This window comes from Aquimarina sp. AWH4_224, from assembly GCF_056160245.1.
The window spans coordinates 163,224-178,505 of record NZ_JBSWWU010000003.1 but is presented as its reverse complement, the minus strand read 5'-3'; the positions used below and the strand labels follow the sequence as shown (position 1 = coordinate 178,505).

Sequence of the window (15,282 nt, the reverse complement as noted above, 5' to 3'; positions counted from 1 at the left end):
ATAAACTAAAAACAAACAAACAATGAAACTCAACAGATTATTATTTTTTATCATGTTCGCTACACTATTTGTGGCGTGTAAACAGGACCCAAAAGTACAGGATCAAATTGAGCAACAGGAAGAGAAAGTTGCAGAAGAGAAATTTGATCATGTAGTAGAGCAGTTTGCTGATCTAAGAATATTAAGATATCAAATTCCAGGTTGGGATAACCTAACCCTTAAAGAACAAAAACTAGTGTATTATTTAACTCAGGCTGGTTTAAGTGGGCGTGATATTATGTGGGATCAAAACTACAGATATAATTTAAGAATTAGGAAAGCTCTTGAAAAAATCTACCGTACTTATGAAGGCGATAAAAATGTTGCAGATTGGAAAGCTTTTGAAACCTACCTTAAAAGAGTTTGGTTCTCTAATGGAATCCATCACCACTACAGTAATGATAAGATTAAGCCAGAGTTTAGTCAGGATTATTTAAGTACGCTTTTGGCTGCAACGAGCACTGAGTTAGAGAAAGAAGCTTACGAAGCAATCTTTAACGATGAAGATAGTAAAAAAGTGAATCAAGGAAAGGGAATCGATAATGTTGCCCTTTCTGCGGTAAACTTCTATGGTCCAAATGTAACCAATGATGATGTAACCTCTTTTTATGCCAAGATTAAATCTCCAGACAAAGATAAACCGTTGTCTTATGGATTGAATTCTCAGTTAGTAAAGGAAAATGGAAAGTTGGTAGAGCGAGTGTATAAGTCAGGTGGATTGTATGGTTCGGCTATCGATGAAATCATCAAGTGGTTAGAAAAAGCTCAAGGTGTAGCCGAAAATAAAGCTCAAGGGGATGCCCTTGGATTGTTAATCCAGTATTATAAGACGGGAGATTTACAAATATGGGATGATTATAACGTGGCTTGGACAGCCGCTACCGAAGGAAATATTGACTATATCAATAGCTTTATTGAAGTGTACAACGATCCATTAGGATATAGAGGATCGTATGAGACTATTGTAGAAATCAAAGATTTTGATATGTCTCAAAAAATGGCAGTATTGTCTGAGAATGCTCAGTGGTTCGAAGATAATTCACCACTTATGGAAGAGCATAAGAAGAAGAATGTGGTAGGAGTTACCTATAAAGTAGTAAATGTAGCCGGAGAAGCAGGAGATGCTTCACCTAGTACGCCTATAGGAGTAAATTTACCTAATGCGAACTGGATTAGAGCTGCCGTAGGATCAAAATCTGTTTCTTTAGGAAATATTATTGGTGCTTACAACAATGCCGGAGGATCTGGTCGTTTAAAGGAGTTTGTACATGATGATGAAGAATATAAGTTAGAAGAGCAGTATGGGCAACTAGCAGATAAATTGCATACCGCGTTACACGAAGTAATTGGACATGCTTCGGGTCAATTGAATCCTGGGGTTGGAGAGACCAAAGAAACGTTGAAAAATTATGCGTCTACAATGGAGGAAGGACGTGCTGATCTTGTAGGATTATATTATTTAATGGATCCAAAATTACAGGAGCTCGGTTTGGTGGAAGATTGGGAAAAAGTGGGTAAAGCTGCTTATGATGGATATATCAGAAATGGATTAATGACCCAATTAATTCGTCTAAACCTTGGAGATGATGTAGAAGAAGCGCACATGAGAAACAGACAGTGGGTAAGTGCCTGGGCTTTTGAACAAGGAGCTAAGGATAACGTGATCGAAAAGGTAACCAGAGATGGGAAAACCTATTTCAATGTAAACGATTACCAGAAATTACGTGAAATTTTTGGAAGATTGCTTCGTGAAACTCAACGAATCAAATCAGAAGGAGATTATGCAGCAGCAGAAGCTTTGGTAGAGGGATACGGTGTAAAAGTGGATCAAGATGTACATGCCGAAGTATTAAAGCGTAATGAGCAATTCACAGCTGCACCGTATAGTGGATTTGTAAATCCTGTTTTAGTGCCAGAAATGGACGAAAATGGAGAGATTACAAAGGTAAATGTGACTCAGCCAACAGATTTTACTATGCAAATGCTAAATTATAGCAAAGACTACAGTTTCTTACCAGCAGTCAATTAATATTACTTTCAATAATAAGAAAAAACGCTTTCCCTAAACAGGGAAAGCGTTTTTTATTTCTAAGTCTATTAAAAATCATACTTTTTCTCGATAGCGTATCGCAGCAATTCGCCTTTTCCTTGCAATCCCAGTTTACGGATGATGTTTTTACGATGGGTCTCGATGGTGGATACCGAGTTGAAACGAATAGCAGCAATTTCTGAAGAGGTTTTGCCTTGACCTATTAACTTGAGTACCTCACGTTCACTTTTTGATAATACTTGTTTTTTTTCTTGAGGCTTAGCGTCTTTTGATAATAAAGAAGGGTCAATTGCGGCATCAAAATAGGTGCCTCCCTGAGCTACTTGTTGTATCGCAGTTAAAACTTCATCTAAAGGTGAGTTTTTTAATAAATATCCCGAAGCCCCTGCATTGACCATTTGTTTTATGGCATCTTCCTGATCAAACATTGAAAAAGCAATTACTTTGATACTAGGGAACTCTTTTTTGATGATGTTGGTAGCTGCAATACCGTCAATTTTAGGCATTCTAATATCCATAAGTACTACTTTTGGCTGCTTACGTCTTACAATGTTAAGTAATTCTTCTCCATCATTTGCTTTCCCAACTATACTGATATCATCTTCGTATTTTAGGAGTAATTGTACTCCGTCTATTAAGGATTGATGGTCTTCGGCTATCGCTACGGTGATCATATCGGTATGTTTATGATGATATTGGTTCCTTGATTAGGCGTAGAGTCAATTTCAAAGGTGCCTTCGAGATGTTCTACACGTTTTTCGATGGTTTTTAATCCCATTCCATCTTTATCGACGATTGTTTTAGGATCAAACCCTTTTCCGTTATCCTCTATTATAATGTTTAACAATGATTCATGGTTGGTAAGAGAAACATGAATTTCATTGGCTTCGGCATGTTTGATGCAGTTTGTAATCAACTCCTGGATCATTCTGAAGATAGAAATTTCTAGACTGTTGTCTAATCGTTCATCCAATCCATAGTCCTGTACTTCTACCTGTATTTGGTTGCTACTTGAAACTTTTTTGGCTAGATTTTTAATGGCGGTTAACAATCCCTGATTAGCCATAACTCCACCGTTTTTTTCGTGAGCTATAGTGCGTACTTTTTGATAGGCCTCGTCAAGTAAATCATTGGTTCTTCCATACAACTCTTCAATATTTTCAATTTTGGGGTTGTTGTGATTGTTTTTTAGGTGATCAAAATGCAACTTGACAGTGGCCAAGGTACTCCCCAGATTATCATGCAAATCATTAGCTAGTCGTTGGCGTTCTTTTTCCTGGCCTTCTATCATCGCATCGATAGCCGCGAGTTCTTGATCTTTTAATAGTTTTTCGGTTTTTCGAATTTCGATTTCTTTTTCCTGTTCGGCGATACGCTGTTTGCGTTTAGTGCTTTTGTTAATTAGAAAAGCAGTGATTCCTCCAAAAAATAAAAGGATCAGAGAACCTATCAAGAAATTTCTGTTTTTGATTCGTTTTGCTTCGATTTCTAAGTTGTCTGCTCGTAGTTTTTCATTATCATATTGCTCTTTGATATTTGCAATTTCAATGTTTTGTTTGGTGCTATTGATACTGTCTTTTAGTACATCTAGTTTTTTTAAGTAAAAATTGGCGTTTTGATAATCTTGTATAGATGTATAGCAATCCACTATGTTTTTATAAAATATGACTTTGGTTTTTGATTTATTATTCCGAAGAACTATGGAGTCCGCTTTTTTGTAATATTCTATGGCTTTTTTACAGTTTTCCTTTGTTTTATATACTTCGGCAATATTGTTATACGCATATGAGGCGTAATCTTGTTTGTTGTATTCTATAAAAATAGGTAATGTATTTTGGTAAATTTTCAATGCAGAATCTGGCTTCTTCAAAACAGTGTTATAGGTTACCGCCTTATTGAACTGAAGTGAAGCAATTCTTAACGAATCGTTACTGATTTTTGCCTGAGTAATCGCATTATCAAATTCCTTTAGGGCTTCAAAACCATTATCATTTTGAAGATGAGTTATAGCGACTCTTGCATAGGCGGAATCCAGTTTTTTAGGATCTCTAGTTAATTTTGCATAAGCGATATACTTATCAAAAAAAGGTTTGGAACTAATATAGCTGCTTTTCTGATGTTCAAGTAGCTGTCCAATTTTAAAATTGACCTCTGCAGTTGTCTTGTGATTTTCGATTTGGGAAAACAGTTTTTCTGCGGTCATTAATTGTTTGAATGCAACATCATGTTTGTCAATTAAAAAATAAGCACTTCCAGTATGATAATGAAAAAGAGCTTTTTGAGTATTGTTAAAATTGGTAGTATCTATATTTTGTAAAACGTACAAAGCAGAATCTGGGATAGATTCTTTTAAATACCTTTTGGCTTTTTGAAGTTCTACATCCTGAGAAAATGCAAAACCAGTAAGTAATAAACTTACTGGTAAAAAAAGTAGTAATAGTCTTTTTTTTGTTTTCACCATAGTTACCCTCCTATGATTATACTCCCATCTTTGGTTTCTGGACTCCCTTCATCTAAATTATGCTCAATGGGACTATTTGGAAGACTTGGATATACTCTAAATAGAACTCCAAAGCGTTCATTAGGTTTTAAGAATAACTTTTTTTGGGTGAAATTGTATGTTTTTTTTGATAAAAATTCTTCTCCGTCTTTATGAATATGTAGAATTAAATATCTAATGTATTCATGAGGCTTTATAGTTTCTTCATAAGTTATTTCAAAAAGTTCGTATTGGTATTCAAGTTTTTTACTTCTTAAGCTGAACTGTATTTTGTCCAATTCTCCAGTGAGTTGATCTTTCCATTTCATTTTGGCTCTTAGAACAGAGTCTTGGTCTGTGTAGATCTTTTTTTTAGCGTCATTATTTTTTGACCATATTCTGCATTGTATTTCTTTATTGTCTAAAAAGTCAAATTGTCCCATAATTTATTCATTTGTTTTTATAGTTTATTTTATTTGAAATTGATGAATTTTATCAATATTATTCGTTTTTAGTATTTCTTGTGGAGTTTCAAAAGTATGGTTGAAAATATATTCCAATTTATTGGCGTAGATTAGATATTTTACTTCGTTGCTTGAATGCCTAATAGAGGGTGTTTTGTTTCCTCCAAACACTAAACCGATTGCATTTTTGTCCTTGTTGTAAATAATAGAACCAGAGTCACCTTCATTAACCATGGTGTCTATCAATAATTGTTTATGCAGGTTTTTTGTTTTGTCTCCCACAGTATATTGATTAATTGCAGCATAATCAGAATAGAAATCAAAAGAATCTTCTGTATCACATTCTGAATACGATTTCATTCCTTTTTGAAAGACTTTTTTTGGAAATCCCTTTGTACTTATCGTTCTTAAGAATTTTGTTTGGTGTTTTTCTCTTAGGAAATTTTCAACCTCAGGATTATCAAATAAAACAAAAGCTACTTCTCGGTAATCATCAAATTTTCGCCAAAAAAGCTTACCAACTTTAATGCTGTTTTGTCCCGTTGCATCACTGAAGAATACGGGATCGCCCAATTTACTGTCTTTATCACATAGTACATGCCAGTTACTTATACCAAATAAACGCCCGGGAAAATCTGAAAGCTCAAAAATAGCTCCTAATGTCCCCGGAAAACTGTTTTCTCTTTTGACAGGGATACATCCATAGGGGAAGTCATACCATTCTTCCTGAAAACAAGTTGTTTCAATATTTTGGATAAATTCAGCTCTGTTTTTATTATACAGATTTGTTAGACTATCTAAGTCAATAGGAAATGTTGAAATTTTTAAACCTTTAATGTATTTTTTGTTGCTATCCGAGGAAGGTACTGGTAATTTAGTAGGAATAACGTTCGAAGGGAATTTTCCATTATATGTATTGTTAGTACGGATGTTCCTTGATTCCATTTTCCCATTAGTTCCAATAGATAATTGAAAATTTCCGGTATCATTATTTTTAGTGACAGCGATGAATTTTACCAGATTAGATCTAAACAAAAACTTTTTGTAATACTCTAAAGCCCTTTGAGCTTCTTTTTTTGAAGGGTAATCATGTGTTTGATCGTCAAATTGATTAGGGTTGGTAAAAGAAGCCAGAAGAAAGAAAATAAGTATGTAAAAATATTTAGTTCTCATAATTCTTAGTTTTAAATATTCTGTTCACTCCAAAACTCTAAAAAAAGAGCATTACAATCCATACCCAATACAGGGTATATTGCATCTATGACGATAAAAACGCGAGCATTCAAACATCACTTTTTGAAAAAAGCGATATTCTTTCTAATGATTATTTGATTGAAAACCAGGGGTGTGTACGGTTTATTCTGGTTGTAAATACGTTTTTAACGCAAACAACAACAAAATAAAGATAATAAAACCGATCAAAATGAAAAGACTGCCCTTGTAATATTTGCGATGAAGTTTTAGATCTTTTCGGTAGCTAAAAATCATTAAAATAATAAAAGCAACTACAAAAAGACCGGCAAATATTAACTGACCCTGACTAAACATAAATTCTTATTTTTACCGCAAAGATAATTTATAAAAACATACGGATGAAGGATAAAATTGCTGCAGTACAAGAATTTCATACAGCTTTTGAGATTGGATATAAAAATGAACCCATTGCTGATCTGGGGGAAGCGAAAAATACACTTCGGTTTAATCTTATGAAAGAAGAAAACGAAGAGTATTTTGAGGCGGCTCAAAATAATGATTTGATAGAAGTGGCAGATGCGCTTGGGGATATGTTGTATATCTTGTGCGGAACTATTATCGAGCATGGGATGCAGCACAAAATAGAAGAGGTCTTTAATGAAATACAACGAAGTAATATGAGTAAACTAGGCGAGGACGGAAAGCCTATTTATAGAGAAGATGGTAAAGTGTTGAAGGGGCCAAATTATTTTAAACCCAACATCAAAGAAATTTTAGATCGTTAAATAAAAAAAACTCCAGTGATAACATCTGGAGTTTTTTGTTCATATATTTTTGAGAGCTTATACTTTTTGTCTCCAGCCAAAAGGATCTTCGGCTTTATTGTATTGTATGTCCATCAATGCCTTTTTGAAGAAATCAGCATATGGCTGTTCTTGCTTTTCAATTTCATAGTGGTCTCCCTGATAACCAAAAGCTTTAATTGGGCTAACGACTGCAGCAGTTCCGGCTCCAAAAACTTCTTTTAAAGTTCCATTTTTTGCAGCCTCTACAATTTCACTTACTTTCACTGGTCGTACTTCTACTTTGATACCTTCTTTCTCGGCCATAGCGATTAGACTCTTGCGGGTTACCCCATCTAGAATACGATCACTTACTGGCGCAGTAAGCAAGGTGTCGTTTACTCTGAAGAATACATTCATTGTACCTGCTTCTTCCATATACTCATGTGTATTGGCATCTGTCCAGATAACTTGCTGATATCCTTTTTCTTTAGCTAGTTTGGTTGGATAAAACTGCCCGGCATAGTTTCCTGCGGCTTTAGCGTATCCAAAACCACCATTTGCCGAACGGCTAAATTTTTCAGCAACCAAAACACTTACATCCCCGCTATAATAAGATTGTGCAGGTGAGCAAATGATCATAAATTTGTATTCGTCCGCTTCAGAGGCAGAAACACTAGCTTGTGTAGCAATTACAAACGGTCTTATATATAATGAATTTCCATATCCTGGTTTAATCCATTCGTTATCTAACTTCAATAGGGTGTGTAATCCTTCAAAGAAATATTCTTCTGGGAATTCTGGTATAGCTAAACGCTCTGCGGATTTATTGATACGTTTAAAGTTTTCATCAGGTCTGAATAAAAATGTATCTCCATTATCATCTTTATACGCTTTCATCCCTTCAAAAACAGCTTGTCCATAATGAAACACACGTGCAGACGGTTCTATAGTTAATGGTCCATAAGGAACAATTTTTGGAGATTGCCACTCACCATTTACAAAATCACAGACAAACATATGATCGGTAAAAATTTTCCCGAAATTTAGATTTTCAAAATCTACTTGTCCAATTTTGGACTCACTTGCTTTTTTAATTTCTATCTGCTGAGAGATTGTGTTTTTCATTCTATTCGTTTTTTAGTGATCAAACCAATATATTCAAGCTCGAAATATCTTATATTCAGTCTAATATTTAGATAATAACTAACATGAACCTATAAAGTACGCAAAAATACCCTTTTCTCCTAAAATAAGAATTCTCAAAATGCGTAATTTTGTAACTGATGACAAATAATTATAAAATAATGAATAAAATCCAGCTTTTTTTAACGGTATCACTACTAATTATGATTAGTTGTACAAACAATCAAAAGGACTCTTTTGCTTTTCAGGAAACGGCTATAGAAAATTATTCACCTTACGGTGGAAAGATCGTGAAAGATCAGATTTTTTATCAAGGAGCCTTAGCAGAAAAATATCAAGAAATGAATGTGGGAGATACCTTAGACATCGCTTTTACCAGTACAGTAAATAATGTTTGTAAAGCCAAAGGATGTTGGATGAAGCTCGCAATCAATAAGGATGAGGAAACTATGGTGAAATTTAAGAATTACGGTTTTTTTGTACCTAAGGATATAGAAAATGACACCGTAATTGTGCAGGGCAAAGCATTCGTGACAGAAATGTCTGTAGAAGATCAACGTCATTATGCAAGCGATGCCGGAAAAAGCAAGGAGGAAATTGCAGCGATTACCAAACCAAAAAAGACCTATTCTTTTATAGCAGATGGGGTTTTAATTAAGAATTGATGCAGCAGGAGGAACAAAAGCGAGAAATTATTACTACTGGCGATGGGTCCAAAACCATTCATCTTCCTGGATGGAATGAGCAATACCATTCCAAGCATGGCGCTATTAATGAAGCGCAGCATGTATTTATAAAACAGGGTTTTCATCACATTCTTCAATTACACGCTTTTGAGGAGTTGCATATTTTGGAAATCGGATTTGGGACGGGTTTAAATGCATTTATCACACTTTTGGAGTCCGAAAAAAGTAAACAGAAAGTGGATTATGTTGGAGTAGAGGCATATCCTGTTACTATTGAAGAAGCCAATGTGATGAACTATGTCGAAGCTCTTGAGGCAACTGATCAAAAAGCTGCTTTTGATGAATTACATACTTCTTCCTGGGAAACCCAAGTTGAAATTTCTGATAATTTTGTATGCACAAAACGCAAACAGTTTTTCTCTGAAATAAAAGATGAAAACTGCTTTGATCTGATTTATTTTGATGCTTTTGGTGCCAGAGTGCAACCCGAGCTTTGGACAGTTTCAATTTTTACGAAAATGTTTAAGGCCTTAAAAGATAATGGTATTTTGGTGACTTATGCAGCGAAGGGAAGTGTAAGAAGAGCGATGCAAGAGGTTGGTTTTACTGTAGAACGCCTGCCCGGACCACCCGGTAAAAGGGAAATGTTGAGAGCAAGCAAACTTTGATGTCCAGTTCTGTTTTCCCTTCTGAACGATTGTTAAACCTATAATAAAGATATAGGTTTTATACCCTAGTGATAGTATTTTGCAGCAAAATGTATCACCATGAGAGTTCTAATTACAGGAGCTACAGGTTTGATCGGCCAAGAGATCGTAAAGCTATGTCATCAATCAAAGATTGATGTGAATTACCTTACTACGAACAGAAATAAGATCAGTGAAAATGAAGCATATCAGGGTTTTTACTGGGATTTGGAACAAAATGAAATAGATACTAACTGTTTCAAAGATGTTGAGGTGATCATTAATTTGGTGGGAGCAACAGTTGCCAAACGCTGGACTTCTTCTTACAAGCAAGAAATCTTAGATAGTAGAACCAAATCAGCAGACCTATTGATAGCTTCCTTGAAAAATATTTCGCATACCGTTCGACATATTATTTCTGCTAGCGCTATTGGAATCTATCCCGATTCATTTCAAAATTATTATATGGAAGACTCCCCCGAAGAGGATACTGGTTTTCTGGGGGAAGTAGTTAAGAAATGGGAAGATGCCGTACTCCAGTTTAAGGATTTGGGTATAGAAGTGAGTTTATTGAGAATTGGTTTGGTACTATCAGATAAGGGTGGGGCTTTCCCAAAAATCAAGAAACCTATTCAATATGGGGTAGGGGCTGTATTTGGTAGTGGTAAACAATGGCAAAGCTGGATTCATGTATCGGACCTGGCCAATATGTTTGTGCATGTTTTGAAAGAAGAACTCACTGGAGTATATAATGCGGTAGCACCGAATCCCGTCTCTAATAAAAAATTGACAGATACTGTTGCCAATAAGTTAAATAAGAATATTGTATTGCCAGGCGTTCCCAGGCTTACTATGAAACTGGTGTTGGGAGAAATGCACGTACTTCTTTTTTCGAGTCAGAGAGTTTGTAGTGACAAAATTGCAAAGACCGGGTTTGAGTTCGAATATGATAATATCACTTCTGCGGTTAATGCGTTATTAGATTAATTTTTGCACCCGGTTCATTTAAATTAAATAAAAAAGGCCATGTTTTTATAACATGACCCTTGTAGCGGCATTATATTATTTTATTCTTTTATAAAGAATTGATGTTCATTGGTGTCTGTTCTTAGAATATAAATTCCCTCGCTTAACTCTGAAATGTCGATATTATTTCCTGCACCAGTTGATACCTCTTTTCCGTTTATAGTGTAAATAGTATACTGGGTTTTGAAATCTATATCAATCCCAGTAATGTGAATGATATTTTCGGATGGGTTAGGGTAAATGTATAAATCCTTTGAAACCCTATTTTTATTACTAGTAAAAGAACAAGTGTCTGTGGTAAATGTAACCGTAGTTTCTGCAACATCACGATAATCTGCCTGAAATTTGATGGTGTAAGTTTGTCCTAAGTTCATCGTAACAAATGAATAGGTTGTAGATGAACTGAAATCAAAGTAGTAGTATCCATTTTCTAACACTGGAGGATAACAATTGTTGTTAACACAAGCGTAGATATTGCTGTTAAACCCTAAATTCTTATGGTATACTCTCGCAGTATTATCGTCAATATAAGATATACCAAATTCTCCACAACTATCAGTATTTCCATCGGTACTACATGGGGTGCAGCTACCACCACAATCAACTCCGGTTTCATCTCCATTTTGTATACCGTCCTCACAATTTGGAGTAGTAGTACAAGGAGTACAACTTCCTCCACAATCAACTCCAGTCTCATCACCGTTTTGTATACCATCAGAACAAGTAGGGGCTGGAGGATTAGGATCATTGGTGTTATATCCAATAAGATCAAAAAGATTTTCTGAAGCTTTGATCCAATATGATGAGTTGACGTTGTTTTGCCAGTTGCTAGATATCAGATTGTTTATCTGTGTTCTTGAATCTCCCCAATATCCCATTTCATAAGGAGCATCCCAAAAACCTTGTGCATTCCAATTGGCATTGATATAGGTTGCTAATCGAATCACATCTTTGTTTGCTTGGATATAATCAAAAAATGGTTGGTACCATTCATCCCAAATTTGTTGTGCTGTTTTTTGTGTTTTTACACCTACATTGTTTCCAAATACAGGAGCAATAGTGTTGTCACTTAGATCATATCCTTGAGGTGTAGATTCGGCAATTATAACAGGCTTGTTTTCTTGCCGGGCAAAATCCAGTAATGTGTCTTGAGCCCCATAATTACAGTCTTGTGGAGTAAATACTGAGATTCCCATAAGATCCACAAATTCTCTTCCTGGGTACCAGGCCGTAATTGGATTGTTATTGAATGTAGATCCGCAAAAAGCCCCAGAATGCCAAACCATGGCAATATTTTTGTCAGCTCCTTTTTCTTTGATACGATTAAACATTTTTCTCCATGCGATTACAAATTGATTAGGATCATAACGATTATGTGGTCCGTCAAATTCGTACCCCCATCTTAGGTAAATCGGTCTATCTAAAGCCACCAGTTTGTCAATCAAAGAATCCATTTCATTATTCAAAGTACCATTGTTGAAATTCCTTAACTGATCTACAAGATAGACCGCTACAACCAATCCGCTATTGGGATAACTAGAAGCTAGGCGCGAAAGGTGTTGAGGGCCAGTTCCATAAGAGGCTTCTGTGTCGATACCCTCTACATTATTTATACTCGTATAGCCACTTGCTGCTGCGGGTATCTGATTGGTAGAGGATACATAAGCGTCAATACTTGTAGCATCTTGACCAATAGCTAATAAAGTACCACCAGAGGAACTAACGAATTTTCCTGTGATATAAGTGGTGTTATCTCCACTGTCAGTACATGGATTACAATCACCTCCACAATCTACTCCAGTCTCATTCCCATTTTGTATATCGTCATTGCAACTCGGGCTGGTAGTACAAGGAGTGCAACTTCCTCCGCAATCGATTCCCGTTTCATTACCATTTTGAACCCCATCATTGCAAGATGAGGCATTATCTCCTTCACCGGGAATAATATTAGGTAACGGAGTGTCTACAACATTGGCTTGCGTATTGGATTGATATGTTTTTTCAATTCTTTTCCAATTCCCATTTGAAGAGTAGGTGTTTATTAATTGTAGAGCTTCCTGATGAGATATGTAATGTAGTTCTGCTGTTTGGCCAGGTTGTACTCCAATAATGGATTTTAAATGTGAAAATCCAGGACCAAAAGCGGATGGCTCAGGAGCAGGGTTATGCTGGCTTTGTGCCACCAAAATGGCTTGGGCCGTATGTGTCCCTGTAAGGCTGATGTCCATTACCGCTTGTATTTGACCATTGATGTAGAATGCACATCCATAACCGGGATCTCCGGATACCAGAGGATCGTAACCCTCATTGGTATGAAAACCTGCAAAAAGTGTGTTAGTTAAATCAAAACCTCCATCATTTCGACCAAATAAAGATCCAAATGTATATGCAAACCCTCCTGTGCCAAAATCTCTGGCTTGTATTCCTCCGGAATACTTAGGAGACCACGACGAATGTTTCCATCCGGGAGCATCTAAGGGATTTAGTCCTGCTACTGAAGAATAGACTTCAGGTACCGCACTTATGAGTTGTCCGTTAAAAACAAATTCCCACCAATCTTTGGGAGGAATCGGTAATTGCCCCTCTTCGTTGGGATTGATTATAGTCATAACTTGTCCTGGTTGCTCGTTTCCTGGGAACGTTCCTGATGATACTAGATAGCTGTAAGATGTTTTATTCACAATAGTGATTCGATCAATACCTCTTCTTGTGATATTGGGATTATTAACTACGTTTCCATTTTGATAAGTAGCGCCCGTATCTGTTTCCAGATCACCGTAGGTTAGAGGTGCAGTTTGATTACTGCCAATAGTAGGCCACCAATTCCCTTCGGTAAAAACGGGTATTTTTCCATTAAAATTGTCGGGGACAGTTATACCGTAACTCAAGCTAGTGCCATCGTTTCGATATGGATTTGATAATAATCCTGAAGTCGAGTTAGGATTGATTCCTCCTCTGTTTTTTTTCCATTCTGCCAATACATTATTTGGATACACCCAATTTTCATACCGGTGTACAAACCCTAATCGAGACATTCCATCTCCGATTTCTCCAGGGTCTTGAGATTGAGCATTAATAGCTTGAGAGAGCACTAAAAGAAGTAGGGCTAACCAATAATTTAACTTTTTCATCTTGTGTTAAGTTTAAGTTTTAAGAATGGGTAAATGTAAACCTGTACAAAATGAAAAGAGTAGTAAAATAGTTCGAAATGCCCATTCAAAACTACATCACTAGTACGCAATATCAGGATATGATGTCTATGAGATGTTTATACTCGAATTGAAGACAAAAAAAAGCCGATGTCAAACATCGGCTTTATATTTCTTGTATACACTTTCTTTATGAAGTAGGGTTAGCATGAATGCTAATTTTAAGCTCGATATCATCATTAATAAACTTATCTCCCAGGTTTTCAAAAATAGATTTTGAACCATAGTTAACTCCCCAATCCGTACGATTGATTGTAAATACTTCACTGGTCATTGATACTCCATTTGGATCTATTTTACTCGATACAGGAATCGAAATGTTTTTACTGATACCTTTGATCGTTAAGTTGCCAGAAAGCATTGTTTTTCCTGCTTCTTCCGTAACTCCAGTAACTTCAAAAGTAGCTTTTGGGAATTGAGCTACATTAAAAAAGTGATCTTCTTTTCCTTCACCTTCACCTTTTAAGTGGCCCTCTAATCCTGCCTTTTCATCACCTTCCAAATCGGTTACGGTAATTGTATTCATATCGATTTCAAAAGATCCACTTTGTAGTTTTCCAGTTTCAGTAGTGACCTCTCCACCAGATAATTTGATCGTTCCAGTATGTGATCCAGCAGGTTTTTTACCAGTCCATTCGATTACACTTGAAACCGTATTTATCGAGTAGGTTAATGCGGTTGCTGGAGCTTCTCTCACTTCTTCGGCGTCAGAAGTCTCTGTTTCATTTTGCTTTTCTCCTTTACAAGAAGTAGCCGAAGCTATAATGGCCAATACTGCAAATAAGTTAATTAGTTTAGTTTTCATAGATAATTCTTAAATGGTTAAAACGTTTTCAAAATTATTTTTTTTCTTAACACATACTTCTTAAATATATACTAAAATATTCCTGTGACATTATGACATTAATTCAAAAATGGCAGTACTTTTGCTACTTCAAATTGAAAACTTATAATTAGGTACTTGTTACAATGAGTGATAAAAATAAAAATACAGAAGAGGTAAAAGATCAGGTAGAAGAAATACTTGATGCACAAGATACAGAAGAGCAAACAACTGAAGAGGTGGATGTTGAGGTGAAATTGCAGGAAGAACTAGATAAAGAAAAAGATAAGTTTTTAAGACTTTTTGCAGAGTTTGAAAATTATAAGAAACGCACATCAAAAGAACGACTAGAGCTTTTTAAGACAGCAAGTCAGGATGTAATGGTTTCTATGTTACCTGTTTTGGATGATTTTGACAGAGCTTTAAAGGAAATTGAAAAATCAGAAGATAAGGAGCTGAAAAAAGGAGTAGAGTTAATTCATAACAAACTTAAGGAAACCCTTAAAGGAAAAGGTCTTGAGCAGATAGAAGTGAACGCAGGAGATGTTTTTAATGCAGATGATCATGAAGCAATTACTCAAATCCCTGCTCCAAGTGAAGATTTGAAAGGTAAAATTGTAGATGTGATTGAAAAAGGTTATAAACTTGGAGAGAAAGTAATTCGTTTTCCAAAAGTAGTAACCGGACAATAATTTAGG

At 35.7% G+C, this 15,282-nt stretch carries 14 protein-coding genes; 6 read left to right on the top strand and 8 right to left on the bottom strand.

Going from position 1 to position 15,282, the window contains the following annotated elements; all coding sequences use genetic code 11:
• Positions 1 to 22: 22 nt before the first annotated feature.
• Positions 23 to 2,068 (top strand): dipeptidyl-peptidase 3 family protein, encoded by a 2,046-nt coding sequence (locus tag ACXAGJ_RS06860; protein ID WP_474838341.1) that lies wholly within the window; start codon positions 23 to 25, stop codon positions 2,066 to 2,068.
• A gap of 68 nt (positions 2,069 to 2,136) precedes the next feature.
• Here the strand turns inward: ACXAGJ_RS06860 and ACXAGJ_RS06855 are convergent, their stop codons facing one another.
• From ACXAGJ_RS06855 to ACXAGJ_RS06835, 5 genes are all read right to left on the bottom strand, one after another.
• Positions 2,137 to 2,763, bottom strand: a complete 627-nt coding sequence (locus ACXAGJ_RS06855; RefSeq protein WP_073320738.1) for a response regulator transcription factor — start codon at positions 2,761 to 2,763, stop codon at positions 2,137 to 2,139.
• Entirely contained in the window at positions 2,760 to 4,550 is a 1,791-nt protein-coding gene (locus ACXAGJ_RS06850) for an ATP-binding protein (protein ID WP_474838339.1), read from the bottom strand. Before ACXAGJ_RS06850 ends, ACXAGJ_RS06855 begins: the two co-directional genes overlap by 4 nt.
• Positions 4,551 to 4,552: 2 nt before the next feature.
• Positions 4,553 to 5,011, bottom strand: a complete 459-nt coding sequence (locus tag ACXAGJ_RS06845; protein WP_474838337.1) for a hypothetical protein — start codon at positions 5,009 to 5,011, stop codon at positions 4,553 to 4,555.
• Between the two features lie 24 nt (positions 5,012 to 5,035).
• Positions 5,036 to 6,205, bottom strand: a complete 1,170-nt coding sequence (locus ACXAGJ_RS06840) for a hypothetical protein (protein ID WP_474838335.1) — start codon at positions 6,203 to 6,205, stop codon at positions 5,036 to 5,038.
• 183 nt (positions 6,206 to 6,388) lie between these two features.
• Positions 6,389 to 6,580 (bottom strand): hypothetical protein, encoded by a 192-nt coding sequence (locus tag ACXAGJ_RS06835; RefSeq protein WP_474838333.1) that lies wholly within the window; start codon positions 6,578 to 6,580, stop codon positions 6,389 to 6,391.
• Positions 6,581 to 6,624: 44 nt separating this feature from the next.
• Here ACXAGJ_RS06835 and ACXAGJ_RS06830 point away from each other — a divergent pair, with 44 nt between their 5' ends.
• The gene (locus ACXAGJ_RS06830; RefSeq protein ID WP_473281542.1) at positions 6,625 to 7,011 is read left to right on the top strand and encodes a pyrophosphohydrolase domain-containing protein; all 387 of its coding nucleotides are present in this window, start codon (positions 6,625 to 6,627) and stop codon (positions 7,009 to 7,011) included.
• Positions 7,012 to 7,068: 57 nt separating this feature from the next.
• Here the strand turns inward: ACXAGJ_RS06830 and ACXAGJ_RS06825 are convergent, their stop codons facing one another.
• Positions 7,069 to 8,136 carry a branched-chain amino acid aminotransferase gene (locus ACXAGJ_RS06825; RefSeq protein ID WP_474838331.1) on the bottom strand — a complete coding sequence of 356 codons (1,068 nt, stop codon included), beginning with the start codon at positions 8,134 to 8,136 and terminating at the stop codon, positions 7,069 to 7,071.
• Positions 8,137 to 8,315: 179 nt separating this feature from the next.
• Here ACXAGJ_RS06825 and ACXAGJ_RS06820 point away from each other — a divergent pair, with 179 nt between their 5' ends.
• From ACXAGJ_RS06820 to ACXAGJ_RS06810, 3 genes are all read left to right on the top strand, one after another.
• Positions 8,316 to 8,819 (top strand): DUF4920 domain-containing protein, encoded by a 504-nt coding sequence (locus tag ACXAGJ_RS06820; protein WP_474838329.1) that lies wholly within the window; start codon positions 8,316 to 8,318, stop codon positions 8,817 to 8,819.
• Positions 8,819 to 9,508: a tRNA (5-methylaminomethyl-2-thiouridine)(34)-methyltransferase MnmC2 gene (gene mnmC2 / locus ACXAGJ_RS06815; RefSeq protein ID WP_474838327.1), complete on the top strand. Its 690-nt coding sequence runs from the start codon at positions 8,819 to 8,821 to the stop codon at positions 9,506 to 9,508. The genes ACXAGJ_RS06820 and mnmC2 overlap by 1 nt, the downstream gene beginning before the upstream one ends.
• 99 nt (positions 9,509 to 9,607) lie before the next feature.
• Positions 9,608 to 10,513: a TIGR01777 family oxidoreductase gene (locus ACXAGJ_RS06810; RefSeq protein ID WP_474838325.1), complete on the top strand. Its 906-nt coding sequence runs from the start codon at positions 9,608 to 9,610 to the stop codon at positions 10,511 to 10,513.
• Between the two features lie 80 nt (positions 10,514 to 10,593).
• On the opposite strand, the gene ACXAGJ_RS06805 is transcribed toward ACXAGJ_RS06810, so the two are convergent.
• Positions 10,594 to 13,683 (bottom strand): T9SS type A sorting domain-containing protein, encoded by a 3,090-nt coding sequence (locus ACXAGJ_RS06805; RefSeq protein ID WP_474838323.1) that lies wholly within the window; start codon positions 13,681 to 13,683, stop codon positions 10,594 to 10,596.
• A 208-nt stretch (positions 13,684 to 13,891) separates the two neighbouring features.
• Entirely contained in the window at positions 13,892 to 14,566 is a 675-nt protein-coding gene (locus ACXAGJ_RS06800; RefSeq protein ID WP_474838321.1) for a YceI family protein, read from the bottom strand.
• Between the two features lie 164 nt (positions 14,567 to 14,730).
• Here ACXAGJ_RS06800 and ACXAGJ_RS06795 point away from each other — a divergent pair, with 164 nt between their 5' ends.
• Positions 14,731 to 15,276: a nucleotide exchange factor GrpE gene (locus ACXAGJ_RS06795; RefSeq protein WP_474838319.1), complete on the top strand. Its 546-nt coding sequence runs from the start codon at positions 14,731 to 14,733 to the stop codon at positions 15,274 to 15,276.
• Positions 15,277 to 15,282 lie beyond the last annotated feature (6 nt).

Excerpts from the sequence above, each read along its gene's own strand:
- ACXAGJ_RS06835 (WP_474838333.1), bottom strand. The coding sequence starts at position 6,580 with ATGTTTAGTCAGGGTCAGTTAATATTTGCCGGTCTTTTTGTAGTTGCT.
- ACXAGJ_RS06840 (WP_474838335.1), bottom strand. The coding sequence starts at position 6,205 with ATGAGAACTAAATATTTTTACATACTTATTTTCTTTCTTCTGGCTTCT.
- ACXAGJ_RS06825 (WP_474838331.1), bottom strand. The coding sequence starts at position 8,136 with ATGAAAAACACAATCTCTCAGCAGATAGAAATTAAAAAAGCAAGTGAG.
- ACXAGJ_RS06795 (WP_474838319.1), top strand. The coding sequence starts at position 14,731 with ATGAGTGATAAAAATAAAAATACAGAAGAGGTAAAAGATCAGGTAGAA.
- ACXAGJ_RS06800 (WP_474838321.1), bottom strand. The coding sequence starts at position 14,566 with ATGAAAACTAAACTAATTAACTTATTTGCAGTATTGGCCATTATAGCT.
- ACXAGJ_RS06805 (WP_474838323.1), bottom strand. The coding sequence starts at position 13,683 with ATGAAAAAGTTAAATTATTGGTTAGCCCTACTTCTTTTAGTGCTCTCT.
- ACXAGJ_RS06830 (WP_473281542.1), top strand. The coding sequence starts at position 6,625 with ATGAAGGATAAAATTGCTGCAGTACAAGAATTTCATACAGCTTTTGAG.
- ACXAGJ_RS06845 (WP_474838337.1), bottom strand. The coding sequence starts at position 5,011 with ATGGGACAATTTGACTTTTTAGACAATAAAGAAATACAATGCAGAATA.
- ACXAGJ_RS06810 (WP_474838325.1), top strand. The coding sequence starts at position 9,608 with ATGAGAGTTCTAATTACAGGAGCTACAGGTTTGATCGGCCAAGAGATC.
- ACXAGJ_RS06860 (WP_474838341.1), top strand. The coding sequence starts at position 23 with ATGAAACTCAACAGATTATTATTTTTTATCATGTTCGCTACACTATTT.
- ACXAGJ_RS06855 (WP_073320738.1), bottom strand. The coding sequence starts at position 2,763 with ATGATCACCGTAGCGATAGCCGAAGACCATCAATCCTTAATAGACGGA.
- ACXAGJ_RS06850 (WP_474838339.1), bottom strand. The coding sequence starts at position 4,550 with ATGGTGAAAACAAAAAAAAGACTATTACTACTTTTTTTACCAGTAAGT.
- ACXAGJ_RS06820 (WP_474838329.1), top strand. The coding sequence starts at position 8,316 with ATGAATAAAATCCAGCTTTTTTTAACGGTATCACTACTAATTATGATT.
- mnmC2 (WP_474838327.1), top strand. The coding sequence starts at position 8,819 with ATGCAGCAGGAGGAACAAAAGCGAGAAATTATTACTACTGGCGATGGG.